Annotated in this window: 21 protein-coding genes; 13 read left to right on the forward strand and 8 right to left on the reverse strand. The window is 62.2% G+C overall.

What is annotated here, in order from left to right:
- Positions 1-94: 94 nt before the first annotated feature.
- Positions 95-298: a hypothetical protein gene (locus tag SMD14_RS09200; RefSeq protein WP_157238219.1), complete on the forward strand. Its 204-nt coding sequence runs from the start codon at positions 95-97 to the stop codon at positions 296-298.
- An 835-nt stretch (positions 299-1,133) separates the two neighbouring features.
- Here the strand turns inward: SMD14_RS09200 and SMD14_RS09205 are convergent.
- Complete coding sequence (locus tag SMD14_RS09205) at positions 1,134-1,592, reverse strand: hypothetical protein (protein ID WP_321216088.1); 459 nt, start codon at positions 1,590-1,592, stop codon at positions 1,134-1,136.
- A gap of 169 nt (positions 1,593-1,761) precedes the next feature.
- On the opposite strand from SMD14_RS09205, the gene SMD14_RS09210 reads away from it, so the two are divergent.
- A complete protein-coding gene (locus tag SMD14_RS09210; protein WP_321216089.1) occupies positions 1,762-1,995 on the forward strand; it encodes a hypothetical protein in 234 nt (77 codons plus the stop codon).
- A gap of 76 nt (positions 1,996-2,071) precedes the next feature.
- On the opposite strand, the gene SMD14_RS09215 is transcribed toward SMD14_RS09210, so the two are convergent.
- Positions 2,072-2,851: a hypothetical protein gene (locus tag SMD14_RS09215; RefSeq protein ID WP_409339714.1), complete on the reverse strand. Its 780-nt coding sequence runs from the start codon at positions 2,849-2,851 to the stop codon at positions 2,072-2,074.
- An 851-nt stretch (positions 2,852-3,702) separates the two neighbouring features.
- On the opposite strand from SMD14_RS09215, the gene SMD14_RS09220 reads away from it, so the two are divergent.
- Positions 3,703-4,290: a lytic transglycosylase domain-containing protein gene (locus SMD14_RS09220; protein ID WP_321216091.1), complete on the forward strand. Its 588-nt coding sequence runs from the start codon at positions 3,703-3,705 to the stop codon at positions 4,288-4,290.
- A 321-nt stretch (positions 4,291-4,611) separates the two neighbouring features.
- Entirely contained in the window at positions 4,612-4,806 is a 195-nt protein-coding gene (locus SMD14_RS09225) for a hypothetical protein (RefSeq protein WP_321216092.1), read from the forward strand.
- A gap of 21 nt (positions 4,807-4,827) precedes the next feature.
- Here the strand turns inward: SMD14_RS09225 and SMD14_RS09230 are convergent, their stop codons facing one another.
- Positions 4,828-5,505, reverse strand: a complete 678-nt coding sequence (locus SMD14_RS09230) for an NAD(P)-binding domain-containing protein (RefSeq protein WP_321216093.1) — start codon at positions 5,503-5,505, stop codon at positions 4,828-4,830.
- Between the two features lie 134 nt (positions 5,506-5,639).
- Here SMD14_RS09230 and SMD14_RS09235 point away from each other — a divergent pair, with 134 nt between their 5' ends.
- Positions 5,640-6,218, forward strand: a complete 579-nt coding sequence (locus SMD14_RS09235) for a TetR family transcriptional regulator (RefSeq protein WP_321216094.1) — start codon at positions 5,640-5,642, stop codon at positions 6,216-6,218.
- A 444-nt stretch (positions 6,219-6,662) separates the two neighbouring features.
- Here the strand turns inward: SMD14_RS09235 and SMD14_RS09240 are convergent, their stop codons facing one another.
- Positions 6,663-7,127 carry a hypothetical protein gene (locus SMD14_RS09240; RefSeq protein ID WP_321216095.1) on the reverse strand — a complete coding sequence of 155 codons (465 nt, stop codon included), beginning with the start codon at positions 7,125-7,127 and terminating at the stop codon, positions 6,663-6,665.
- 848 nt (positions 7,128-7,975) lie between these two features.
- Here SMD14_RS09240 and SMD14_RS09245 point away from each other — a divergent pair.
- On the forward strand, positions 7,976-8,629 hold the full coding sequence (locus SMD14_RS09245) for a hypothetical protein (RefSeq protein ID WP_321216096.1): 654 nt from the start codon (positions 7,976-7,978) through the stop codon (positions 8,627-8,629).
- A gap of 1,307 nt (positions 8,630-9,936) precedes the next feature.
- Entirely contained in the window at positions 9,937-10,215 is a 279-nt protein-coding gene (locus SMD14_RS09250) for a hypothetical protein (RefSeq protein WP_321216097.1), read from the forward strand.
- Positions 10,216-10,258: 43 nt separating this feature from the next.
- Here SMD14_RS09250 and SMD14_RS09255 read toward each other — a convergent pair whose 3' ends face one another.
- Positions 10,259-10,426, reverse strand: coding sequence for a hypothetical protein (locus SMD14_RS09255; protein ID WP_321216098.1), 168 nt, complete (start codon positions 10,424-10,426; stop codon positions 10,259-10,261).
- Positions 10,427-10,964: 538 nt separating this feature from the next.
- Between SMD14_RS09255 and SMD14_RS09260 the strand changes: the two genes are divergently transcribed.
- On the forward strand, positions 10,965-11,249 hold the full coding sequence (locus SMD14_RS09260; RefSeq protein WP_321216099.1) for a hypothetical protein: 285 nt from the start codon (positions 10,965-10,967) through the stop codon (positions 11,247-11,249).
- Positions 11,250-11,408: 159 nt separating this feature from the next.
- Here the strand turns inward: SMD14_RS09260 and SMD14_RS09265 are convergent, their stop codons facing one another.
- Positions 11,409-13,559, reverse strand: coding sequence for a glycogen debranching N-terminal domain-containing protein (locus SMD14_RS09265; RefSeq protein ID WP_321216100.1), 2,151 nt, complete (start codon positions 13,557-13,559; stop codon positions 11,409-11,411).
- 1,464 nt (positions 13,560-15,023) lie between these two features.
- On the opposite strand from SMD14_RS09265, the gene SMD14_RS09270 reads away from it, so the two are divergent.
- The 5 genes from SMD14_RS09270 (at position 15,024) to SMD14_RS09290 (ending at position 20,576) form a co-directional block, all read left to right on the forward strand.
- The gene (locus SMD14_RS09270) at positions 15,024-16,244 is read left to right on the forward strand and encodes a zinc-binding dehydrogenase (RefSeq protein ID WP_321216101.1); all 1,221 of its coding nucleotides are present in this window, start codon (positions 15,024-15,026) and stop codon (positions 16,242-16,244) included.
- 27 nt (positions 16,245-16,271) lie between these two features.
- Positions 16,272-17,687, forward strand: coding sequence for an aldehyde dehydrogenase family protein (locus tag SMD14_RS09275; protein ID WP_321216102.1), 1,416 nt, complete (start codon positions 16,272-16,274; stop codon positions 17,685-17,687).
- A gap of 8 nt (positions 17,688-17,695) precedes the next feature.
- Positions 17,696-18,241, forward strand: a complete 546-nt coding sequence (locus SMD14_RS09280) for a MaoC family dehydratase (RefSeq protein ID WP_321216103.1) — start codon at positions 17,696-17,698, stop codon at positions 18,239-18,241.
- Positions 18,238-19,125, forward strand: coding sequence for a CoA ester lyase (locus SMD14_RS09285; RefSeq protein WP_321216104.1), 888 nt, complete (start codon positions 18,238-18,240; stop codon positions 19,123-19,125). The genes SMD14_RS09280 and SMD14_RS09285 overlap by 4 nt, the downstream gene beginning before the upstream one ends.
- A gap of 65 nt (positions 19,126-19,190) precedes the next feature.
- Positions 19,191-20,576, forward strand: a complete 1,386-nt coding sequence (locus SMD14_RS09290; RefSeq protein WP_321216105.1) for an MmgE/PrpD family protein — start codon at positions 19,191-19,193, stop codon at positions 20,574-20,576.
- 51 nt (positions 20,577-20,627) lie between these two features.
- Here SMD14_RS09290 and SMD14_RS09295 read toward each other — a convergent pair whose 3' ends face one another.
- Positions 20,628-21,305: a GntR family transcriptional regulator gene (locus SMD14_RS09295; RefSeq protein WP_321216106.1), complete on the reverse strand. Its 678-nt coding sequence runs from the start codon at positions 21,303-21,305 to the stop codon at positions 20,628-20,630.
- A gap of 121 nt (positions 21,306-21,426) precedes the next feature.
- Positions 21,427-22,743, reverse strand: coding sequence for an MFS transporter (locus SMD14_RS09300; protein ID WP_321216107.1), 1,317 nt, complete (start codon positions 22,741-22,743; stop codon positions 21,427-21,429).
- Positions 22,744-22,860 lie beyond the last annotated feature (117 nt).

A 22,860-nucleotide genomic window follows, 5' to 3' on the forward strand; every position in this document is an offset into this window, starting at 1 on the left:
GAAGCCGCCGCCGCCAATGGTGTCGGCGCCGGCCAACCTCCCGAATCGGGACTCCCAAGGGGTAGGGTATGCCCTAGCCGACGAAGGAGTCACGATGAGCTACAAATATCGAACTGTTCGGATTCGTGGTACCGAGCTGGTTGGAACAATTGCCAGGAAGCACGGGAGTTCGGCTGAAATCTACGAAACGTCCAAAGACCTGAGCACATCAGTAGTTCCGGTGTTCTTCGAGGCAACGGGCGAGATCCGTTTCTTCGACAGGTCAGTGTTGGAGGACGTTGTGGCACCAGCTAATTAAGCCGTCTGGGCATACCGGGGCAGTCCCTGGCGGGTGGACCCCTTCTAGGGCAAACGGGGGTGTGGACAATGATGCTCCTATTGGTGTCAATGGTCCTGAGCGCCCCCGTGCCGCGAAGGTTACCGGGGCCGGCCACTCCGGCCTCAAGGGTCTGCGATCGCTGCGCGACGGCCTGCGGCCGCCCTTGACCCGGAAGCCTCTGCCGCCCCCCGGTCGGGTATGCATAGGCCTGGGCGCGACCGAACAGACGGTCGCCCCCGTGGTGGGTGGCCGCTGGGCCGAAGCTTGGGGTCTACCCGCGGGGCGTAGCTTGAGTTGTAGGGGATTGCCTGTCGAGCCAGGTTTCGTAGCGGTGGTGGGAAGTCTTCGCCGAGATGAAGGCCCTCGGGTATGCGGCCGTGTCCAGCCCAGTTACGCCAACGTCCGGCCCTAACGCAGGGGGCCTGCTGGTCTACCTACTCGATCCGGACGGCAACCGTTGGAAGGATGCCTCCTGCGCCCAGAAGTGCCCGCAGGTCCTGGCGGACACTGTCCACGCCGCTTCGAACTTCACCGGCTCCGCGTCAGTGCCAAAGGCCGGGATGAAGGCCATGCGGGGGGAGTTCGCCGATGGCGCGGTCGATGACTACCTCCTTCAGCTCTGGCTGGCACCTTGGAAGCCCGATGCCATACTCCGGACCGGGACTCCAGGTACTGGCACCAGTCGGTCGGCAACCATCGTCGAGTGTGCGATCCGATGTCTTGGATCGTGGGCACCAAGGTTCACCGGTGCGTCGCCGAACGTATTGCTACCGGGCGACCTCAGGACGAAGGCTAGACCGGGGAACCGGAGTAGCTAGTCCGGGGCCATGCGGGCCCTGATGTTCAGGCCGACTTTCTGAGGTTCCCCCGGGCCGGGGCTGGCGACAGGGAGCCAGTAGGTGAATTCGCCGTCCTTTCCCGTGAAGATGCAGATGGTGCTGTTCCCGATGACGTTGGACTCTCGCTTGCACGGTCCGTCGGCAGTCATCGCGACACCAACCCCCGAGACTACTGCCGCGACGTCGTTATCGGTGAGCTCTTTTCCGGTCTCCCAGCGGCGCGACAGACTCGGGCACGGGTTGGTGCTGATGCACATGAACCGCTCGGGGCGGACAATCTCGTCGGCCGGTTTCCAGTCGGCCGGGATGGCGAATCGCCCGGCGCGGGAAAGCATGTCGGCGGTGACCTTGTCCTCGGCGGAGCGGACCATGAAGTGCGCCGTGACCCCCAGCGCCAGGACCACGGCGAAGACCAACCAGATCCTGCGTTTCACTGGATCCCCCAATCCGCGCCTGTTCCGGTCAGCCTAACCCGCGACTGCCCCCGCTCCCAGGACACGCCCGCCGTCGTCCACCATACTGTCGGTGCCCGGGAGCACCATGGTCCTATGACGGCTCCAACAGTTGAGGCGGCGATCCACGAACTGATGGATCTCGCCTGGAATGTTGTCTACGACCTGCTCGAGGGGGCGGGGCCTGCTCGGTGACGGGTTGTTCGTCGAGGAGTACACCGGGATCCGTTCCTGGGTCGAAGACCTGACTCGCTACACCGTGGTCCACTACAGGGATGTGGCGATTCTGTTCGTTGACACCCGGCCCGTGGACGCCATTGCCTTCCATCATGACCTGCTGGGTACCGATGATCCGAAGGCCTATTTCAGGCTCCCACGGGCTTAGTGCCGGTATGCCGTAGTCTTGCTTGCCCATGCAATGAGTCGGCGCCACAGGCGGGATCGCCTATCGCATCAGCTGGTCACTTGCCGGACCTGAACACGATGGAGTCGAAGACGGCGCGTGCCTCTCTCGTCAGCTCCGGGTTGATCGATTCGTGGAGTTGGCTCACCGCGATCACAGCGCGCTGGCCGTTCAAGTCGACCACCCGGTAGGTTTCGCGTTCAGCCACGCTTGAGTACCAGCGTGAGCATTCGTATGAGGATCCTGAGTGGATGCATAACTTGCCGCCGTCGCAGGCTGTGATGTCCGCGTCGCCCTCGACGGAGTGGTCGAACTCGAAGCCGGAGTAATTGCCCACCATGACCTCGACGGCAGGGGTGCTTGCCGTTGACGCCTGCGACGCCATCGCATCGACGAAGGCCTTAGGCGACGAGTCGACCTCGGCGAGCTTGCCCACCCACGTGCATGCGTCCGTCGCCACATAGTCGGCGGGCCAAAAAGTGAGGTAAACGGCCCATTCATCCGGGTGATCCGGGTCGTCCTTGATCACGCTGTCGCCGTCGAAGGACTTCCAGCCGTCTGGGACGGTGATCTCGAAAGGCTCCGTGTAGCCGGGGACGAGGACGAGGTATGTGCCGGCGTCGATGTCGCCATTCTTCGGCAGAGGTGGGACCGTGCGAGTGTCGCCGCCGTTCGGCAGCGGTGGGACCGTGCGAACCTCCGTAGTCGGAGTACTCGCGGACGGGAGAGAGACGTCGTCGGACTCATACTGGCACCCGCCGAGACATCCAATCAGTGCGATAGCCACCAAGGGCAAGAGATGGCGCGGCCGCTGAGCGGCCAGTTCGAGGGGTGTCATGGAACTCATCGATCCACCAAGCCGCTGCAGGGGTACTGTGAGGCCCTGCAGCCGGGTGGCCCCCGCGGGCGGTCCGGGATGGGATGCCGTCGCCTCAAGTCTCCTCCGGCACAGAACCCGTGACAATGAAGAGTTGCACGGAGATCAGTTTCGACTCAAGTAATCCCCGAAATGACAGGAACGCGCTGAGGCAGTGTTGAGGAAACGCCAAATATTGGGCAGCTTTTCGCTGCGCGGGTCTAAGTAGCCCGAGACGTCTAGGCGCGGAAGCAAACAGAATCTCTCCTGTGGCCGAAAACCCAGGGTGTGCCCCATAAAGCTGAGGACCTCTGATGGTGTTCTAATCGTAAGCTTTTCCATAATCCCGTTGATTCCCCTCACCTGGTGTTGCCGGGCTTTTCTCCGGTTATTGGTTGTGGGTGTCGTTCTGGTAGGGGGACCACCCGCTGGGCTAAGGGGCCGAAGTACAACTTGGGAAACCTGTGTCGGGAGCGAAACTTCGTTTCGAAGCCATTCCCCTCCGGTCTGGCAAGTTTTCGGTCTTGGGGTCGGCGCGGTAGCGCCCTGGTTGCGCGGAGGACCCGCCCAGCGATCGTGGGGGCATATCAGAATGACAAGCAGTTCGTACTTCTGCTCATTCATCTGGGTGCGGAGAACAGGCAGCATGACTTCTACGGTGGTTTGATTGGTTGGTGCTTCGTCTCGGACGCCTCGTGGTTCTAATCGTGTTTGCAGTTTGTGTCACAACCGCTTCATTGTCCTGGGCGCTTGGGCAAGCTGGCGTTGAAGCGCGGCGTGCCTTTTCTCCACCGCCGCGAGCGGAGGCTGAGCTCGAGATGCTGCCTGGCGGCATGACCACCGCCGTGAATGTCACCAGAAACCCGGATGCTGACTGGGTTGTCCGGGCTGCTGGGCAGACCGGGATCCCTGAACGCGCGCTGCGGGCGTATGTTGCCGCGGCCGTGGATGTTGCTGCTCCGACGTGCGGGATCGGTTGGAACACTGTGGCGGCCGTTGGTTTCGTCGAAACAGCACACGGGACGTACGGCGGCGGCAGCCTGACCGCCGCGGGGGAGGTGAGCCGACCGGTTGTGGGCCCGGTTCTCGACGGTGCCGGTTTCGCCGCTATCGCCGACACAGATGCGGGTGCCCTGGACGGGGATTCCCGTTGGGACCGTGCTGTGGGACCGATGCAGTTCATTCCCTCCACGTGGCAGCTCGTCGGGCGGGACGGGAACGGGGATGGCACGGCGGATCCATTCAATATCGATGATGCCGCCCTCAGTGCGGCGACGTATCTGTGTTCCGGTGGCCGTGACCTCACCACTACGGACGGGTGGACCGAGGCGATCTACGCCTACAACCAGTCCGACGCCTACATCCGTCAAGTACGTCACCAAGCGACTGAATACGCCTCGAAGACTGGCACCAGGGGATGAGCAGGAGTGTGGAGAGCCCATCCCCTCCTTCGTATGAAGAAAACGTCGGACGTGCCTATATGGCGTCCTGGCGGGACCCGAAGAGTCGCGAGCAGCAGGGCCTAACAGTTGCCTCCGAAACTGAGGCTGAAACGCTCAAACGGCTGCTGGACGCGAATGGTCAGTCCTACGAGGTCGCCCAGCATGCGATCCTGCCAAACGAGACCCGCGTTCCCACAGTTGCCGAGGTCGTCCAGGAACACATCGATCTTTTGACCCGTCCGTCCAGTGGAACCACCAGGACGTACCAGGTAATGCTGGACCTGCACATCCGGAACATCATTGGTCGACAAAATCGACTACCGGCTCCTCAATCACTGGGCCAAATCGATGATGGCCAAGGAAAAGGCGCCCAAGACTATCCCCAGCGTTCACGGCCTGATTTCGGCAGCCATGAATACCGCGGAGATGCTCGGCTATATCGCGCGGAACCCTTGCCATGAGGTGCAGCTTCCGGGCCACTGTGGCGGACGGTGATCTGCTGCCTTGTCCAGTGTCCTAGCGGACGATCTTGAAGTTGAAGGCAGGTGTGCCGAGTGCGCCCCAAAGGCGGAGCCAGACGGGGAGGAGCATTTCGGTGCCCCGCGCTGTCGTGATGTCGCCGAGGTCGATGACATCCTGGTGGCCGAACTCCTTTAGCAGTTCCGTGACGGTTTGCTTGGCGGCAGAATCATTCCCGGAGACAAAGACCGTGCTGGCTTCGGGAAGGTTACCCGGACGGGCCATGAGATCGGCGTTGAGGGTGTTGAGCGACTTCACGACTCGGGCGGCGGGGAAAGCGCGCTGGATCTGCTCGCCGAGTGAATCAGTGTCCTTGACGAACAGGGTCGGCGGCATGCCCTGGCTGAAGTCGAGGGGGTTGGCGATGTCCAGAATGACCTTGCCGTCGAGGTGTTCCACCCCGGCCTGGGCCAGGACGTCCAGGGAAGCGGCGCCATTCGTGGCGTTGACAATGAGTTCAGCCCCTGCTGCGGCGTCCGCGAAGCCGGCCAGGGCGACGCCGGGGTTCTCCGCTGCCCAGTCGGCGAAAGGTGCGTTGCCCATGGCGTCGGCCTCCGTGCGAGCAAGTGTGGCCTCACGATCGCGGGTGCCGATAGTGACACCGTGTCCGAGTTCGACCAGCCGTGCGGCGATAATGCGGCCTACGGTGCCGGTTCCGAGAATGGCGGTCTTCATGGGCTGTCTCCCGTTGTCGATGACTGGATCCGATGTGACGGATCGTTCTCCCACAGTTTGTGACGGATCGATCCGTCTGTCAAACTTGAAGCAGCAAGTCCTCTGGTGAGAGTTCAAATAGGAGTGGGATTTCCGTGGCACGCAAGACCGGCGAAGAGAACCGGCGCAACGTTCTCGAAGTGGCGACCCGCCTGTTCTACCAGCGCGGCATCCGGGCCGTCGGGATGGACACGGTGGTCAAGGAATGCGGCGTCGGCAACGCCACCATTTACCGCCAGTTTCCCACCAAGGACGCTCTCGCCACCGCCTACGTGCAGAGCCGCGCGGAAGCCTGGTTCGAACGGATGCGGCAGGCTGCCGAGGAATTCCCGGACCCCCGCGACAAGCTCGTAGCCGTCTTTGAGGTACTCGCCGGTGACACAGCCGGAGCCTCCTATCGCGGGTGCCCGATGCTGAACACGAACACCGAGTTCCCGGAGGGGGAGCACCCGGCGCATTTGGTGGCCGTGGAGCACAAGCAGAAGGTACGGGACTGGTTCCATTCCCTCGCCGCCGAGGCCGACGCCAACGACTCCGACCAGCTCGCGGATGAACTTCTTCTTATCCTCAACGGCGCCTATGCCACAGGCTCCGTACTCGACGGCGCTGCCTACGGGACACGCGCCCTGGGCCTGGCCCGACGCATCGTCCACGATGCCTGTCCCCGCCCCTAAATCCCGGACTGCTGCTCTGCTGGCCACCCCGGTCGACGCTGGCCGTCTCCAGCAAATCGGCACGGATTGCGTAGCTTTGAACCTGATTGTGAAAGAACACAACCCTTCATGAACCCCGCATCGCACCCTCGTCGTCGTTGCCCGCCCTGATCTGGAAAATTCGCGGATCACCGCACAGCTCACCGCAGCCACCACGGAAATGGATCACGTCACCGTCTGTGTTCTCTCCGCTGCCTATCCGGCGACTGCGTGAAGTGAAATCAGAATGATCCAGGACGAAAGTATGGTCCGGAGCCTAGCGGAAAGTGCCGCAGAGGGTTCCGCTAACGGGCACGAACGGTGCGGTGATCCATGGGCGTGTGACTCGCAGCGAATTGGAAATCCCTCGATCAGGCATGTGGGGCGGGTTCCGCGCCGTGGAACCGGGCCGCTTAGGGTCGGGGGTCATGAGGCGCATGCCCCGGCCGGGATGCTAGCAGAGCGGAGCCATTTCAAAGCCTCCTGCTCGTCTGTGAAATACCTGCTCGGGCACTTTGGCAGGGGCAGTCCGCGCCGCCCGTGGGCGATGACCCGGTCCACCGACGTGCTGCCGAGGATTGCAAAGGCTGTGACGGTTACGGCTTCACTGAAGACACGGACGGCATCGCGGCTGACATGCTCAACGCCCGTGACCTGCAGTAAGACCGCGCAGCCCGCGCCTCCGGTCAGGGTCAGGAAGCGCTCCCGCACGGAGGTTCCGTCCGCGGCAGTAATCTGACTTCCGGGACGCAACGTAATCCGGAGAATCCGTTCGCTTTCAACGGTGAGGGTGAAGTTCGTCGAGCCGGGCTCTGAGGTTGCGGGTCCGTCCCCGGAGCTTTCGTCTGCCAGAGAACGCTGTTCGTCTTCGGCACGGACCGGTGTGGTCATCGAATCCCCCCGGATGCGGTTCAACGGCGTCCCCGCCGGCGCAGTGAGCCCCGTTTTACCCCAGAGCTTTGCAGGCCAGAGTACCTCGGGGCGGGCCCAGGGTCCATGAAAGACCGGATACTGGTCCGAAGCCGCGATCTGGGACCTTGCTCACGGCGACGTCGTGCTGCTCATCGGCTCGCTCCTGGCAATCTGCCCTATGCGGGCGACGGCGCGTGCGTTGGGGGAGTTCCTGGCCGGGTTGGCGGGGGATGTCGATGCGCGGGGTCGGTCCGATGCTGTTGTCCTTCATGGTGATGCGGACGAGGCTTTCCTGGGGCCAGAAGCCAACTGATGCATGTCCCCGTTGGATCCCTTCACCCTTTGTGTTGTTGTGGTTTTCTGCGGTTGTTGATTGTGGGCGTCGTTCTGGTAGGGGACCACCCGTGGGCTGAGGGGCCGGAGTGCAACTTGGGGACCGGCGCCGGGGGAAACTTCATCTGCAGGCAATGCTTCGCTGTTTGTGTGATGAAGTTTCGGTTCGGGGTCGGCGCGGTAGCGCCCTGCTTGCGCGGAGGACGCGCCCGGCGATTATGGGGGCTTATCAGAATGACAAGCAGCGATGGAACTTCTGCTCATTCATCGGGGCACTGAGATCAGGCAGCATGACTTCGGGGGGAATTATCACGCGTCAAGCATCCTGGCGGAACTTCGCGCCCTGGTACGGACAGAAAGATACAGTCCCGGCTGGCAACTTGCGGGAAATGGACGCAAGCTGAGTAGGGGGTAATGAGGGTGTGCCTGATCGCACTCCCGTTGCACAGGAAGGACCTGGGATTCCACAGTCAAAAAGGCAACGCAGTCCGTTGTTGCGCAAGTACCTTAATGCGGGCCGCCCCGCCGATGCGAGAGCCGGTGACCTCGGCGTGCCCAAGCCGATCGAGCCGGCCGCCTGGCGGGAGGGGATGCCCCTCCTCGGCGATGATCAGGTCTACGTGATGAAGTACGGGAACGAGTACCACCCGGCGTGGTGCCACGTTGTGGCCGACAAGTGGGCTCACGCACCCAGGGGACTGCTGGTGACCATGGTGGCCGACGTCGGGAGGCGCACCCGTTGCCCGGAATGCGACCGGGTATTGAAGGCAGCCAGGACGTCGTCTGCCCGGCACTATCAGGTGCAAGCTCCGCCCTCTCCCGCACACCCGCCGCGTGACATGGTGATTCCCCTGCGCGTCGTTGGGGCCGCCCATGGAATCCTCTTCCTGGCGGCCACGGCGGAATTTCAGAACCGCCTGAGGGAGACCGCGGTAGAGCCGGCCACACCGCTGCTCGTGGACGGCCGGCGTGAGGGAATAGTGTTGAGGGTGGACGCGGCCCGCGAAGAGCCCCTCTTGGTTGTCCAGTTGGATCCCCGCGTCACGTTCAGGGATGGTTTGTACCAGGTCCGCCTTCGTCGTCCCCTGCAGCGCTCGGCGGCCAAGCCATTCGCGGTGGACTCGGTTGAATCGGTCCCGTGGGCGTAGCAGGCGCACACCTGTGTCAGTGCTGAGGACTGACAGGATCTTTCTGTCTTTTGGTGTAGTACACGGTGGTCCACTCCAGGAGGTCGCGGTCCTGTTCGTTGACGCCCGGCCCGTGGACGCTATTGCCTTCCACCACGCCCTGCTGGGCGCCGACGACCCGAAGAGCTTCTTTCGGCTCCCGCGGTAGCAGTCAGTCCATTGCGGTAGTGGCCGAGTCCGGCTGCACTGATTCCGTGTTCTATTGTGGAGACGCGACGGCCAGTATTGGATCATGGCGCGCTGCCAATCAGATCGGAGTCGACAAGGATGGGGGGCGGCGCCAGAGATGGCTGGGCGCTCTCCCAGTGGTGGTAAGCCAATCGTCCTCTCAGGGCAGCGCAAGGATGGCAGGCGACGAAGGCTCGGATCCGTGTGCGGTTACTTCTGAACCTGGATTAGTGCCAAGGGCCTGGCGCGCGGGTTCCCGGCGACGGGTCAGCCGATCGGATGACCCTGGCTGCAGGTTGTCTCTCCCGGCAGAAGCTCGTGTCCCTGAATGCAGGTAGCCGACGGAGGAAGCGGAGTATCGTGGGCCAGGAAGAAAAGGCTGCTGTGGCCGTGGGCTATTGCTGAGTCTTCGCGCTTAAGCCAGGATGATCGATGGCCATCCGGCTTCATCCTGTCACCGTGTGCATGGTGGGTGTTCCTGAATGGGTTTCTGACCACGGCTGTCAGCGACCTTCCTGCGTGCCCTGCGGTGCAGTGATTTTCGGTACAACAATTATAGGCTCGCGTTCCTCGTGGCGACAGGAAAACGTCACCCGCGGGAGGCTCAACGTGAGTCCGTTCCCCGCGAGTGGTGCGCCAGGTGATCGGAGCTGTCACGTAGGCGTCGACGGGATCAAGAGAACTTCACGGCTGATCTCTATCCCGTTTGCCCCGCCGGCTCGAAATCAACCGGGGGCTCATCGCCCTCTACGCCGATGCCGACGCCATCCTACTGAAGCAGTTCATCATCGACTGCCAGCTAGAGTGTTGAGTCGCAAGTAGATTCCTACGTGTTCCACGGGATTTCCTGCGTGGCATCACCCGGGTCATCTGTGAGGACCGTGAGGTGCTCTTTACTATGCCGTCCTGGAGCGCCCGCCGGCTGGAAGAATGGGCAATTGCCTACCTTGAGGGAAACGTCCGGGACGGGGTCATCAGGTTGGTCAGCGGCGTTCCAGTTACCGAGCGTAGAGCGGAGCGGACTATCCGTCCCTTAGGGGCCGCCGAAGGCGTCTCTCCTCGGTTACCTTCTAGTAACCTTCGAGCGCAAGGCTGGGAGCATGGACGACAATTCCGACCTGACCGATTCCCGCGGCGCAATCATTCGCTCCAACAGTGAGCTCACCTCCGGTGACTACCTAGAGGCCTACTACAAGGGCACCCTTGTCCACCGCGGTGAGGTGACGGAGATTGCCCCCAATCATGAGTTGTTTTGGATGATGGACGTGCTCACCGGGAGCCGGCGGCTTGTGGACATTGCTGAGCTTGAGGTCCTCCGCGCCGAGGCCTCAGTGCATCATCCAGACGGTTCCCAGAGCTTCTTCACTCTGCCCAAGTAGCTGCCAAGTGTTCCTGAGCGGGCAACCCTCTAGCCGGCCGATGCTACGCTGCCTCGCCATCAGTCGTTTGGGCCTCCACGTGGACTTCGTGCCTGATTTCAGCCGGAGGCTGGCGCCGGGGTTTGGCCAGGGCAATCAACAAGGCCAGGGTGGTGACCATCCAGGCAAGCCCGGTAAGGAACACCAGGCCAATTGCCGCTAAGGGGTGCATGGCGAAAGTCTAGGACGGCATGACCGGAGACCCGGGCGCAACTCCGTAACGCTTGCGCACGAAAAAAAGCGCGCCCCGTTCGCTGAGCGCGCCCTCCTCGATTCTCCGTGCCGTTCGCATTTGGCTGCACCTATCATAAGCATGCTTACGATATGGTTCGCAAATGGTGGCCTTGACTCGTAGCGCAAGCCCTACCCGCAATCCATGACTACCCGGCGTTGCGTGGATCTAGATGCTGGCCCCGAGGACATTGAGCTGCGGGCGTTGAGAGCGGTGGGGAGGCCCCGGGCCCAGAACTCGAACATCAGCCCGGCCGTGGCGGTCCCGCCGGCGAACGTCCAAGATGAGGACCATGAGCCTTCCGGGGTGGGAACAGTGAAGGCAGCCACGACGGCGGTCACGGCCAGAATAACTTCCACGGCCGTCTGTAGTGGCTTGGCCCTGTAATCGGGGGTAGGCGGCCCGGATAGGGCTGGCCGGCGGCGAAACCGTCCTGGACCTGCAGCCGGCGCGCCCGGAAACCATTCCGGCGCTGACCGTGCAGGACCTTGAGGAACAGCTTCCGCCGTTCGATCTGGGCACCGCGGAGAAATACCGCAACGGCCAGAAAGTGGTCCTCAACGGCCTCGAATACGGCCAGTGGTACTACGTCTACCTCAACAAGCACAGCCACCGCATCGGTTGGTTCTTCCCCACCACTCACAACACTGTGGAGTTCATCCTGCCGGCTGACGTCCAGAACGGACGCGACGACGTCGTGGTCCTCGACCAGGACGGCAAACAGGCCTCCTTCGACAGGCTGCAGGTGACCCCGAAGGGATAACCGGCCAGAATTCAAGGAGAGCAGAGTGGACAGGAACGGCCGGCGGTCACGCCGGCCGTTCCTGTCCAGAACGATGAGAAAAGATGGGACAACCGACACAACAACCCGGACCTTCGGCTGGAAATGTAGCCGGATTGTCGATCCTCCTGGCCCTATTCGTCAGGTTCTGCGGTCTCGGCTGGCTTGTTCTACGAGCTCGGTGATCCAGGGACGGTGCCCTCGGTGGAAGGTTATTCCTTCGGGTAGGCCCTCCATGCTGGGGACTGCGTTTGTGATGTTGATGGTGACGTGGTTGCTGCCCAGCGGCGCGTTGGTGATCTGAAGGTCGCCGTAGGATTTCGGCAGTACGGGGTCCAGCCAGACTCCGCCGCGGGAGACGTGGGCGTCGTAGCGCATCAGGCTGGTTAGCAGCAGGATCGGTGAGGTCGCTGCCCATGCCTGGGGCGAGCACGCGGTGGGATAGGGGACGGGTTCGGTGAACTGGTCGCGGCTGAACCCGCAGAAAAGTTCCGGCAATCGGCCGCCGGAAAAGTCGGCAGCTTCCAGGAGCGCCGTGGAGATCCGCTGTGCCTCCTCCACGAACCCGTACCGGACCAGGCCCGCCTGGATGATCGCGTTGTCGTGCGGCCACACGGAACCGTTGTGGTAGCTGGCGGGGTTATAGGCGCCCATGTCGCTTGCGAGCGTGCGGATACCCCAGCCACTGAACATCTCCGGGGACATCAGGTGCCCGGCCACCTGCGCGGCCTTGTCGTCGTCCACTAGTCCCAACCACAGGCAATGGCCCATGTTGGAGGCACATGCGTCGACTTTTTGCTTTTTCCCGTCGAGGGCGACGGCGTAGTAGCCGCGTTCGGGTATCCAAAACTCCTCGTTGAACCGCTTCTTCAGGACGGCTGCGCGGTCAGCGTAAGTGTCTCCGACCTCATAGTCGCCAGCGTCGTATGCCATCCATGCTCGGGCCAAGTATGCAGCGAAGACATAGGCCTGGACTTCGCAGAGCGCGATAGGCGGCTCCGCCAGCCGCCCGTCGGCGAAATTTATGCCGTCCCACGAGTCTTTCCACCCTTGGTTGATCAGGCCATTGGGGTTGAGCCGCTGGTATTCGACGAAACCGTCGCCGTCTTTGTCGCCGTAGTCGCGGATCCATTCCAGTGCCCGGTCCGCATGGGGCAGCAATGCGTTGATGGTTTCCTTGGCAAATCCCCAGCGGCTGACGGCCCCCAGGACGTCAACGAACAAAGGGGTGGCGTCCACGCTGCCGTAGTAGGTGGATTTTCCGCCCAGGGAGAGCCCGCTTGAGACATCGAGCCTTACTTCGTGGAGGATTTTGCCAGGTTCCTCTTCGCTGACGGGATCAACGACGGTTCCCTGGCGGTCGGCCAATGTCTGCAGCGTGCCCAGCGCCAGGGAGGGGTCCACCGGAAGCGCCATTTCAGAGGCCCAGAGCGAATCTCGGCCGAAAATGGTCATGAACCAGGGCGCTCCGGCGGCCACCACCACGCGGTCCGGATGGTCTGGGTCCTCGATTCGCAGCGCTCCCAGGTCGTCGTAGCTGCGCTGGAGGGTCCGTTCGATTGCGGGATTTCCCATCCGCAGCATCGGGATTCTGGCTACCCATTCCCGGTGGCGCCGATCGCTGGGAGACAACTCCCCGCCCGTGTGGCTGAAGGCTGGCTGGCCGGCCTTTCCCGTGGCCGGCACGGCGATGACAGTCGTGGACCATTCCGACCTTGGCTGGATTATGACCCGGCAGGTAATGGCGTCGGTGGTCACGTCAGCATCGGGAGCATTGATGACGATGTCCTTTTCGACGTCCCTCCACCGGCCGTGGATTCTCAGCACTCCAACGTCAGCGCGCCGGTGCTCCTCCCATTGCCTCTGGTTCCTGGCTTCCTTGACCTCAAACAAATCGGCAAAGTCCGACCCAACCACCAGCTGGATGACGCACTCCATGGGTATCAGGGAAAAATTCCGGACCGTGAGTTGTTCCCGGATGCCCGCACGCACTTCGCGCAGCCGTTCGACAATAAGGGGACTGTCCGCATAACCATCAGAACGCGGGACGCGTCCTGCAAAAAGGGCGCGGTAGGGCTCCTTTACCTCGGCCGCGAGCGGCTCCAGCGGCTGCCCATTAACCGTCAGGGCCCAAGTGGAAACATACCGGGTGTCCTGGACGAAAAGGCCGTGGGGATGCTCCGGATGGATGTCTCCATTCGGCATGGAGATACAGAAGGACGAGCCCTCCACCAATGTGACTGTTCCAGCCCCTAAGGGCCCGGCCGCAGTGTCGGCGTTCCACCCTGCCATGCCTGCCTCCTTGGGAAAATCCCATGCTGCCGGAACTGGCCAACAGGCCTTGCCCACCGGCCCGGCTGCCTTTGTGATCGACGCTACGCCTCCTGCCCTTTGGCCGCCAGAGCCTCAAACGGGAATTCTGGCTTGAGCCGTCAATGCGAGAACCGGCCCACAAGCGCCAGAGGGCGATGCCCGACACCGTTGAATGCGGGCATCTCTAACTCTTGAGGCCGTCAGGCCTTAAGGACGGTGCTTGAGGCGGCGGAAATGGAAAGGGCAGCTGGCCATGACTCGATTGGAGTGTTCAGCAATCCGGTCTTGTCCCGTGCGTGAGCGCGGCGCGGGCATCCCGGCATAGATAGCATCGTGGGTTCGACGAACGCGAGAACCTGGAGCTGCTCGCCCTTGCTTCGGCGGCGCCGCTGCCATTCGGAGTAACCTGAAAATGCCGGAAAAGGGGAGTAGCCAATGTCCATACTGTTCGTCTTGGACGGCCTTGTGTAGCAGTCACAGTGCTCCGGATTCCGCATGTTTCGCGGGTTCCCAGTGTTGGCACGGCCAGGACGACAGTTTCGAGTCCTACCTCGCGCACAATGTTTTCCCTCGTCAGAGGCGATTTTGCTTTGAGGTGTGCAGAGCTTGGGGTGGCGTCCCTCTGACGCCAGGGCGCGGGCTCGGGCCTGGCCGCCGCAGCGGCCTATTGAGGTGTGTGAGATGGCGGGTTCAAGACCCTGGCTTGTGGGCCTTCCGCCTGCTGTGGCTGGCGTTCCGCGGTTCCTCGTTTTGGTTCTGTCGGGTTGGGCGGGGGTGGCCAACACCTGTTCAGGGTCCGGGGCTGCTGACTCCATATGACGTCGCCGATGTTGGCGCGAAAGTTCCTCGGAAAGCTCTTTCCTCTAAGGCACGGGAGCTTCGGGGTGCGCCGTTTGTCCTGCCAAAGGGGGTGCGGACAGTCTGAAGTCGTCTGCACGAATGTCCAAAGCCATCGGCACTGCTAACTGCGGTCGTAGATGGAGCGGCCGACGACGCCGTCGCAGACCGTCAGCCGATGCTGCTGTTGACGATGAGCTGGTCGGAGTTCTCGCAGCCGGGCTTAATGTCGGCGATCACTTCACCCGTTTAGGCGACGACGTTCGGAAGTCCCTCGGGGAAGTAGCCATGATGGCGAACAGCTTGTGCTCTTCGATGCTGCCGACAATGTACTTGTCGGCCCGCTTGCTGGTCCTCGGATCCCGGGACGTGGTCAGGCCGCAGGGCACGATGGTCTGCCTGGCTTACCCGGCCGTTCTTCACCGCCACGAGAGTTCCTTGAGGATCACGGACGCGGAACTGAGTACCTCGGAACCCTTAGCACGTTTAGATGGGTGAGCCCTCGACGACGAGGGTGCCGATGGTCTCGGCCGAGAGCAGGTCGACAAACCATGCATTAAATTGCCCGTGATGCTCAATCCTGACTTGGCGGGCTAATGGTGACGCTTGACACCGCTGCAAAAACTGAACATGCTAGATAATGCATTATTACGGTTGATGATGCATTACTTTTCGGGGCGGCATCAGGGCCGAAGCGCTTTGCACAACGATGCTCCGGAGCGGTTCAAAGGAGAAACGATGAAAGGCATGACCACGGTCCTGGCGGCTCCGGACGAAGTGGATCAGCGGGAGTACGAGCTTTCGGATCCGGTTGCAGGCGGCATGTTGATGAAGATGATCCGCGCGAACGTTTGCGGATCGGAGGTGCACATCCTGCACGGGCACCATCCGATTGTCCGCTCTGGCTGCGTCCTGGGCCATGAGGGCGTGGGGAGGGTTGAACGCCTCGGTCTCGGAGTCACGCGGGATTTCGCAGGCAATGAACTCCACGAGGGCGACAGGGTGGTTGCCACCTATTTTCAGGCATGCCGACGCTGCCGAGAGTGCAACGCGGGACAAGGAAACCTCTGCCGTAACGCGTACGACGGGTGGGCCACCCAGGCCGACGTTGCGCCGCATTTTCATGGCACGTTCGGCACCCATTACAGTGTCGGTCCGGACCAATACGTGTACAAGGTTCCCGACAGCATATCGAGCAAGGCCGTCTCCTCTGCGAACTGCGCACTGTCTCAGGTGTACGCGGGCTGCGAAACCGGAGAAATCAGGCGTGGACAAAAAGTCATCGTTCTCGGCGCCGGAGGCCTGGGAGTCTGCGCAGCAGCTGTCGCGAGCCAAATCGGCGCAGAGGTTTTCGTGGCAGAAATGGCACCCCAGCGCCTGGAAAAGGCCCGCGAATTCGGTGCCCACCACACCATTGACCTGTCATTTCCCGACGATGGAAACGGCCGTGTTGAACTGATGAGGGAAACTACCCACGGCGGCGCGGATGTCGTCATTGATCTCACCGGCGTTCCCGGCGCATTCTCCGAAGCAGTGAAATCCGTAAGGCCTGGCGGCATCATGGTTTCCATCGGCAACATCAGCCCGAACAAGTTCACCGAATTCGACCCGGGCCTGTTCACCCGTTCCGGCGTCCAGATCCGGGCATCCATTCGTTACCCCGCCAATGTCCTCGGCAAGGCTGTGTCCTTCATCGAATCCACACCGCAGTTCCCCTGGGAAGACCTGGTGGATGCGGACTTTGCCATCACCAATGTCCGGGAAGCGCTGAAAGCCGCCGAGGCGCGCGAAGTGACGCGCGCCGGCCTGGTCATAGACGAGAACTAGTAGATTTCGAGCCAGAAAGAACCATTCATGTCGCACACCAAGAGCTTCATCAACGGCGAGTTTGTAGATTCTCCCGAGTCCTACCTGAACATCGATCCTTCTACCGGACAGTCGCTGGGCGCCGTGGCCCGGGGAACGGACGCCGAGGTGGATAGGGCTGTCCAAGCGGCCCGAGGTGCGCAGAAGGCGTGGTCACGCACCTCCCCAGAAGAACGCGCTAACCTGCTGACTCGGCTCAGTGAACTGATTCTGCAAAATCAGGACGAACTGGCCAGGATGGAGTCCGAGGACGCGGGCAAGCCGCTGAGCCAGGCCCGGGCCGATGCTGCGATTGCCGCCCGGTACTTCCAGTTCTACGGTCGTGCCATCGACTCCTACTACGGCCTGACAATCCCGCTGCAGTCCGACATGCATGTCTACACGCGCCGCGAGCCCTTTGGCGTCACAGGCCACGTTCTTGCGTGGAACTACCCGATGCAGCTCTTCTCCCGCGCGGTTGCGCCGGCCATCGCGACGGGTAACTGCTCAGTGGTCAAGCCAGCTGACGAGACGCCCCGCACCGCCGTACGGATCGCTGAACTGGCCATTCAGGCAGGGGTCCCGCGCGGGGTACTTAACGTCGTCACCGGAATCGGATCCGAGGCCGGTGCAGCCCTAAGTGCGCATGCTGATGTGGATCACATCGGGTTTGTCGGCTCCACACAGATCGGCTCGGTAATCGCCGCAGCCGCCGCAGAACGTGTCGTCCCCGCCATGCTGGAACTGGGCGGCAAGTCGGCACATCTGGTCTTTCCAGACGCTGACCTGAACGCTTCAGCCTTCTATGCCACCAAGGGCATTCTGGCGAATGCCGGACAAACCTGCAGTGCCGGGTCGCGCCTCCTGGTTCACTCCAGCATCTATGACCAGATGCTGGAGAAGATCGCCGACAACTTCCGCAAGACCTCCATTGGACCCGGACTGGAAGACAAAGACCTCGGCCCGCTGGTGTCGCTCAAGCAACAGGGAAGGGTTCGCGGTATGGTCGACGCGGCTGACGGTGAAATCGTCTTCGGCGGTGGCATTCCCGAGAATCTTGGGGAGGGGGCCTTCTTCCAGCCCACTCTCATTTCCGGGGTTGATCCATTGTCCAAGATCGCCCAGGAAGAGGTTTTCGGTCCGGTGCTGGTTGCCATGGCCTTTGACACGGAAGAAGAAGCCGTCGCCCTGGCCAACGGAACCGAGTACGGGCTCATGTCCGCCGTCTGGACCCGCGACCTCGCCCGCGCCCACCGGCTGTCGGCCGACATCCACGCTGGTCAGGTCTACGTCAATGCCTACGGCGCCGGCGGTGGAGTTGAACTGCCATTCGGCGGATTCAAAAAGTCCGGGTACGGTCGGGAAAAGGGCTACGAGGCCCTCGACGCCTACACCGAAACCAAGACCGTCATCATGAAACTCTAGGACGGGGCATGCCTGAAACACAGTCCACAGTTATACCCGGCTGGACAGGCCGGCTGTATGAGGACTTCAATCCAGGGGAGATCTATTACCACCCCTTTGGTAAGACAATCACCGAGTCAGACAACCAATGGTTCACCTTGGTCACCCAGAACGTATCCAAGACCCACGTGGACAGCCACTTCGCCAAGGAGACGGAATTCGGCAGACCCTTGGTCAACTCGGCCTTCGTCCTGGCATTGGTGACCGGCCAATCCACCATCGACCTTTCCATGAACGTCTTCGCCAACATGGGCTGGGATGAGGTTCGCATGCCCAACCCCGTATTTGCGGGCGACACCATCTATTCACGGTCCAAGGTGCTCGCGACAAGGGAATCGCGCTCACGGCCGAGCCTTGGTCTGGTGTCGGTCGCGACGGAAGGTTTCAACCACGAAGGGTCGATCGTCATCTCCTACCGGCGTACGTTCATGGTCTACAAGCGTGGGCACCTGCCTGACGTTTCCCAGGCCCGCCCCTCAGAGACCACGCTGCCGGCGATCGAGGATCCGCGATGAGCGGGCGGAACGTCTTGTCTGCGGCGGTGGCACCGGCAGACGTGACCGCCTCCGGGATCACGGCATTGTTCGTTCCCGGGGACAGGCCGGAAAGATTCAAAAAGGCGGCGGCCGCCGGTCCAGACATGGTCATCATCGACCTTGAAGATGCCGTGGCTCCGGCCGCCAAACCCGCAGCCCTGTCGGCAGCGGTGACAGTATTGACGCCGGACCAGGGGACACCGTTTCGCTCGTTGGTACGCGTCAACGCCGCAGACTCGTGCTACTACTCCGATGACATCGACCAGTTGCTCGATCTGGCGAGGGAGCCGGGCCACGGATTGTTGGGGGTGATGCTTCCAAAGGCTGAGGAGCCGGAAGTCATTGAGCACCTCGCGAAGCGTCTGCAGAGTGCAAGCGCCCCCTCGCTGGCCCTGGTTCCGCTGGTTGAGTCGGCCCGTGGCGTCGTCAACGCGCTGAGCATTGCCCGGATACCGGGCGTTACGCGCCTTGCCTTCGGCGCCATTGACTACGCTCTTGACATCAACGCATCCGGACAGGAGCGGGTACTGGATTACGCCCGTGCCGCTCTTGTGAATGCGTCACGAGCCGCAGGTATCGCCGGGCCCCTGGATTCTCCTTCAATGAACATCAAGGACCTCGTCAAGGTGGCGGGATCCACGCGTTTGGGACGTGATTTCGGCTTCGCGGGCAAGCTATGCATTCACCCGGCACAGGTGCCGGTAGTGAGGGCCGAGTTCACCCCAAATGACGCCGATGTGGCATGGGCGAAGTCTGTGCTCGATGCAGAAGGCGGCGCTGCCCAGGTTGATGGGCAGATGGTCGACCGGCCGGTCACTGAGCGTGCCCACCGGATCCTCCGGCGCGCAGGTCACGACCGCTAATTCCCGTTGTCCGGCCCCGCCCGCCGTCCTGTGGGTCAGGGCCGCATCTCCCACTGGAGTCCATCATGAGCAATGAGAGCATTTCGAGGTTGTTGGCGAGGCATATTGTCTTTAACCGGCGGCTGTCGCCGGAGATCAGGCAGCGTATGCAACTGCTCCTCCTCGACTACTACGCCGTTACGGCTGGAGGAGCCCAGCGTGACTCGGCAGCAGTAGCCCGTTCTGCGGTCACCTGGGCCACCGGGCCGGTTGACCCGAGGACCTCTGAGCTCCACGGCTTGGCGTCATGGGCAACGGCTGAAGACGCAGCCCTTGTCAACGGGATCACCGCACACGGCTTGGAACTGGACGACACCCACGAAGAAGGTTCACTGCATCCGGCCGTGGCAGTGTTTCCTGCGGCGCTTGCGCTGGCCGATGCCAACCGCTGCAGCGCAGGCGCCGTCCTGGTCGCTGCCGCCATCGGATATGACGTTATGTGCTCTGTTGGCGTCCTGCTGGGCGCAAGCGAAAGTTACGGACGCGGATTTCACCCGACCGGGGTTTCCGGCGCCGTGGGCGCCGCAGCCGCCGTGTCCTCGCTGTTGGCACTGGATGAAAACAAGACAGTTAACGCCCTCGGCCTCGCAGCAAACATGGCCTCCGGCAGCCTGGAGTTCCTCTCCGATGGATCATGGACAAAACGCCTAAACGCAGGGCAGGCGGCTGCGAACGGGCTGCGTGCGGCCAGGCTTGCTGCGGCAGGTTTCACCGCGCCCGAGCGGGCCTTCGAAGGGCGGGATGGATTCCTGAGGCAATACGGCGCCGGAGAAGTGCCAGGGCGACGCCTTGAACTGACCCTTGGTCAGGGAGCGGCAGAGACGAGTATTAAGTTCTATCCCTGCTGCCGCTACATGCACGGAAACATCGACCTGCTACGGGAAATACATAAGGAGCTGGGACCGTTGCAGTCCGGCGCCATTGCATCCGTAGATCTTGCAGTCATCGGGGCAGGAGCGGCGCTGGTCTCAGAACCTGCCGAACGCAAACTCCTCGTCCATACCACCGTCGATGCACAGTTCAGCATGCCGTTCGGGGCGGCAGTTGCCCTCACCACCGGTGAGGCCACCGTTGCCCAGTTCGACGATGCCCCGGTACTGGCGCAAAACGTGCGGCCCCTCATGGACAAGGTCAGGTGCTACACCTCCGATGAACTTGAGGCCGCGTACCCTGCACGGTGGAAGGCCGAAGTAACGGTGCAGCTGACCGATGGCCGGACAATCCGGAAAACAGCGGACTCCTTCAAGGGCTCACTCCATAAACCGGCCACATACGAGGACGTCGCACACAAAGCGGCCGGCCTGGTCGGTGCCGTGGCGGCCGAAGAATTGGCCCACAGCATCCTGCATCTGGATTTGGACCTTCCGATCGGAGGACAGATCAAAATCCCGGTCCTGCCGCAAACCAGCTAGCAGCGGCCGCAAGCCAAGGCGGGTAGCCACGCAGAAGCGCTGGCACCCGCCTTAGTCGTTGTTAATATCGAACGGATCCGCGGAACGTCCGCCCGTGAAACGCGCGGTTAGGTCTGAAAAACTGCGGGCCAGATGCGACTCGAGGGCTGAGGCAGCCTGCTCTGCGTCCCCCGCCCGGACCGCCTCAAGGATGGCCCGGTGCTCCGCCTCGGACGCGCCAGCGGGCTCAGGGTGTGCTAGGAGAAGATCCCAGGGAAAGGCCCGCCACAGGGTGTCGATTTCTTCAAGCAACGTTGGGATTCCACAGCGCTCGTAGAAGAAGAAGTGAAACTTCTTGTTGAGGTCACGGACCAGATCCGGGTCTTTGAGCCTGGCCGCCTCATTGAGGTCCTCCAGCAGGCGCTCGGCGCGCCTCAGCTCGTGGGGAGAAAGCCTGATGGCAGCCCGACGCATGGCGTAGCTTTCGGTGAGCCTGCGCACTATGTAGGTGGCCTTCACGCGCTCGAAATCGACGCCGGCAACGCGTACGCCACGGTGCGGCTCGGAGATAACCAGGCTTTCGGCCTCCAGTGCACGCAGGGCTTCCCGGACCGGGGTGATGCTGCTGCTGAACCTTTTGGCGAGCTCATCCTGTGGAAGGCGAGAGCCGCGGGGCAGATCGCCGGACAGGATGAGTGCCCTAAGTTCTTCAACAATCTGATCCCGCTTAGTCGGCGTGCTCGCCTGCATGGCTGTCCCTCCTCGAGGAAATCCTACATATTGTGTTTGATTTTACATGAAAAGTGCATTTTTTATGTAAAAACGTAAGAGGGCAGCTGCCGTCGGCAACTGCCCTCTTACGTTTTTGCGCTTACATGCTCTCGGAGGCGCCGTTCTTGGAATGGTCTCGGGCAATCAGAGCACTGACGAGGGTGACCAGGCCTGCGACGATGACCATGAGGGCGACCGGCCAGTAGGCACCGCCGTTGATGGACAGCAGGTAAGTGGCCAGAAGCGGCGTGGGTGCGCCTGCAATGAGCGATCCCATCTGGAAGCCCACGGAGACGCCGCTGTATCTGACGCCGGCACCAAAGAGCTCAGAGAACCACGCGGACAGGGGAGCGAAGACCATGGAGTGGGCGCCGGCGATAGTGATCGTGCAGGCGATGATGATGGCCAGGCTGCTTCCGGTGCCGACGAGCCAGAAGAAGGGAAACGCCATGGCCACCATAATGACGGCACCCATCAGGACTACGGGGCGGCGACCGATTCGGTCCGACAGCGCTCCAAACAGAGGCATCGTTATCAGCTCGATGGCGGACGCAACCAAGACCCCGGCCAGGGCCATGCTCTTGGGGAGCCCGAGTTCGGCTGTCATGTACGTCAGCCCGAAGGTGGCAAAAACGTAGTAGAGGACGTTGTCGGCAAAACGGATACCTGCGGAAAGGGCGACTTCTTTGGGATAGTTACGGAGCACTTCCATGATGGGGTGCTTGACCTGCGTCTTGGACTCAAGAATCTTCTTGAAGGCGGGCGGTTCACTGATTTTGGCACGGATGATCAGTCCGACGATTACCAGGACGGCGCTAGCGAGGAAGGGTACGCGCCAGCCCCAGCTGAGGAAATCGCCCTCGGGCAGGGCCGTGACCAGGGCGAAGGCGCCTGATGAGAGAAGGAGGCCGGCAGGGATGCCCATCTGCGGCCAGCTGCCGTAGAAACCGCGCTTGGAGGCCGGTGCGTGTTCAACGGCGAGCAGGGCAGCGCCCCCCCACTCTCCACCGACACCCAGGCCCTGGCAAAGCCTCAGCGCGACGAGGAGGATCGGCGCCCAGGCGCCCACAGCGGCGTAGCTCGGAAGAATGCCGACTGCTGCCGTGGCTGCGCCCATGAGCAAGAGCGTGCCGACCAGCGTCTTCTTTCGCCCGATTCGGTCACCGAGATGACCGGCAATGATGCCACCGAGGGGGCGGGCAAAGAATCCGACGCCGAAGGTGGCGAACGCCAGAAGCGTGCCTGAGAGTGGATCCGCGCCGGGGAAGAACAGTTTGCCGAACACGAGCGCGGCAGCCGTCCCGAAGAGGAAGAAGTCGTACCACTCGATAGCAGAGCCGATGAAGCTGGCCGCGGCGATCTTTGCCATGCCATCGCGCTTCACCGCCCGGGTGGTGCTGGAAGTTTCTACGCTCATGATGCTGATTCCTTTCACAGGTCCACTAGGCTGCACTGCCTCGGGATGGTGGGGAGATGAAGTTGGGTTCTTTGTCGGCCTGCGCTCTTAACTGTGCCGTGAGTCACAGGATCACTG

This window comes from Pseudarthrobacter oxydans, assembly GCF_034258515.1.
GTDB lineage: Bacteria > Actinomycetota > Actinomycetes > Actinomycetales > Micrococcaceae > Arthrobacter.

Excerpts from the sequence above, each read along its gene's own strand:
- SMD14_RS09200 (WP_157238219.1), top strand. The coding sequence starts at position 95 with ATGAGCTACAAATATCGAACTGTTCGGATTCGTGGTACCGAGCTGGTT.
- SMD14_RS09210 (WP_321216089.1), top strand. The coding sequence starts at position 1,762 with ATGTTGTCTACGACCTGCTCGAGGGGGCGGGGCCTGCTCGGTGACGGG.
- SMD14_RS09215 (WP_409339714.1), bottom strand. The coding sequence starts at position 2,851 with ATGACACCCCTCGAACTGGCCGCTCAGCGGCCGCGCCATCTCTTGCCC.
- SMD14_RS09220 (WP_321216091.1), top strand. The coding sequence starts at position 3,703 with ATGACCACCGCCGTGAATGTCACCAGAAACCCGGATGCTGACTGGGTT.
- SMD14_RS09230 (WP_321216093.1), bottom strand. The coding sequence starts at position 5,505 with ATGAAGACCGCCATTCTCGGAACCGGCACCGTAGGCCGCATTATCGCC.
- SMD14_RS09240 (WP_321216095.1), bottom strand. The coding sequence starts at position 7,127 with ATGACCACACCGGTCCGTGCCGAAGACGAACAGCGTTCTCTGGCAGAC.
- SMD14_RS09250 (WP_321216097.1), top strand. The coding sequence starts at position 9,937 with ATGGACGACAATTCCGACCTGACCGATTCCCGCGGCGCAATCATTCGC.
- SMD14_RS09255 (WP_321216098.1), bottom strand. The coding sequence starts at position 10,426 with ATGCACCCCTTAGCGGCAATTGGCCTGGTGTTCCTTACCGGGCTTGCC.
- SMD14_RS09265 (WP_321216100.1), bottom strand. The coding sequence starts at position 13,559 with ATGGCAGGGTGGAACGCCGACACTGCGGCCGGGCCCTTAGGGGCTGGA.
- SMD14_RS09275 (WP_321216102.1), top strand. The coding sequence starts at position 16,272 with ATGTCGCACACCAAGAGCTTCATCAACGGCGAGTTTGTAGATTCTCCC.
- SMD14_RS09280 (WP_321216103.1), top strand. The coding sequence starts at position 17,696 with ATGCCTGAAACACAGTCCACAGTTATACCCGGCTGGACAGGCCGGCTG.
- SMD14_RS09285 (WP_321216104.1), top strand. The coding sequence starts at position 18,238 with ATGAGCGGGCGGAACGTCTTGTCTGCGGCGGTGGCACCGGCAGACGTG.
- SMD14_RS09290 (WP_321216105.1), top strand. The coding sequence starts at position 19,191 with ATGAGCAATGAGAGCATTTCGAGGTTGTTGGCGAGGCATATTGTCTTT.
- SMD14_RS09295 (WP_321216106.1), bottom strand. The coding sequence starts at position 21,305 with ATGCAGGCGAGCACGCCGACTAAGCGGGATCAGATTGTTGAAGAACTT.
- SMD14_RS09300 (WP_321216107.1), bottom strand. The coding sequence starts at position 22,743 with ATGAGCGTAGAAACTTCCAGCACCACCCGGGCGGTGAAGCGCGATGGC.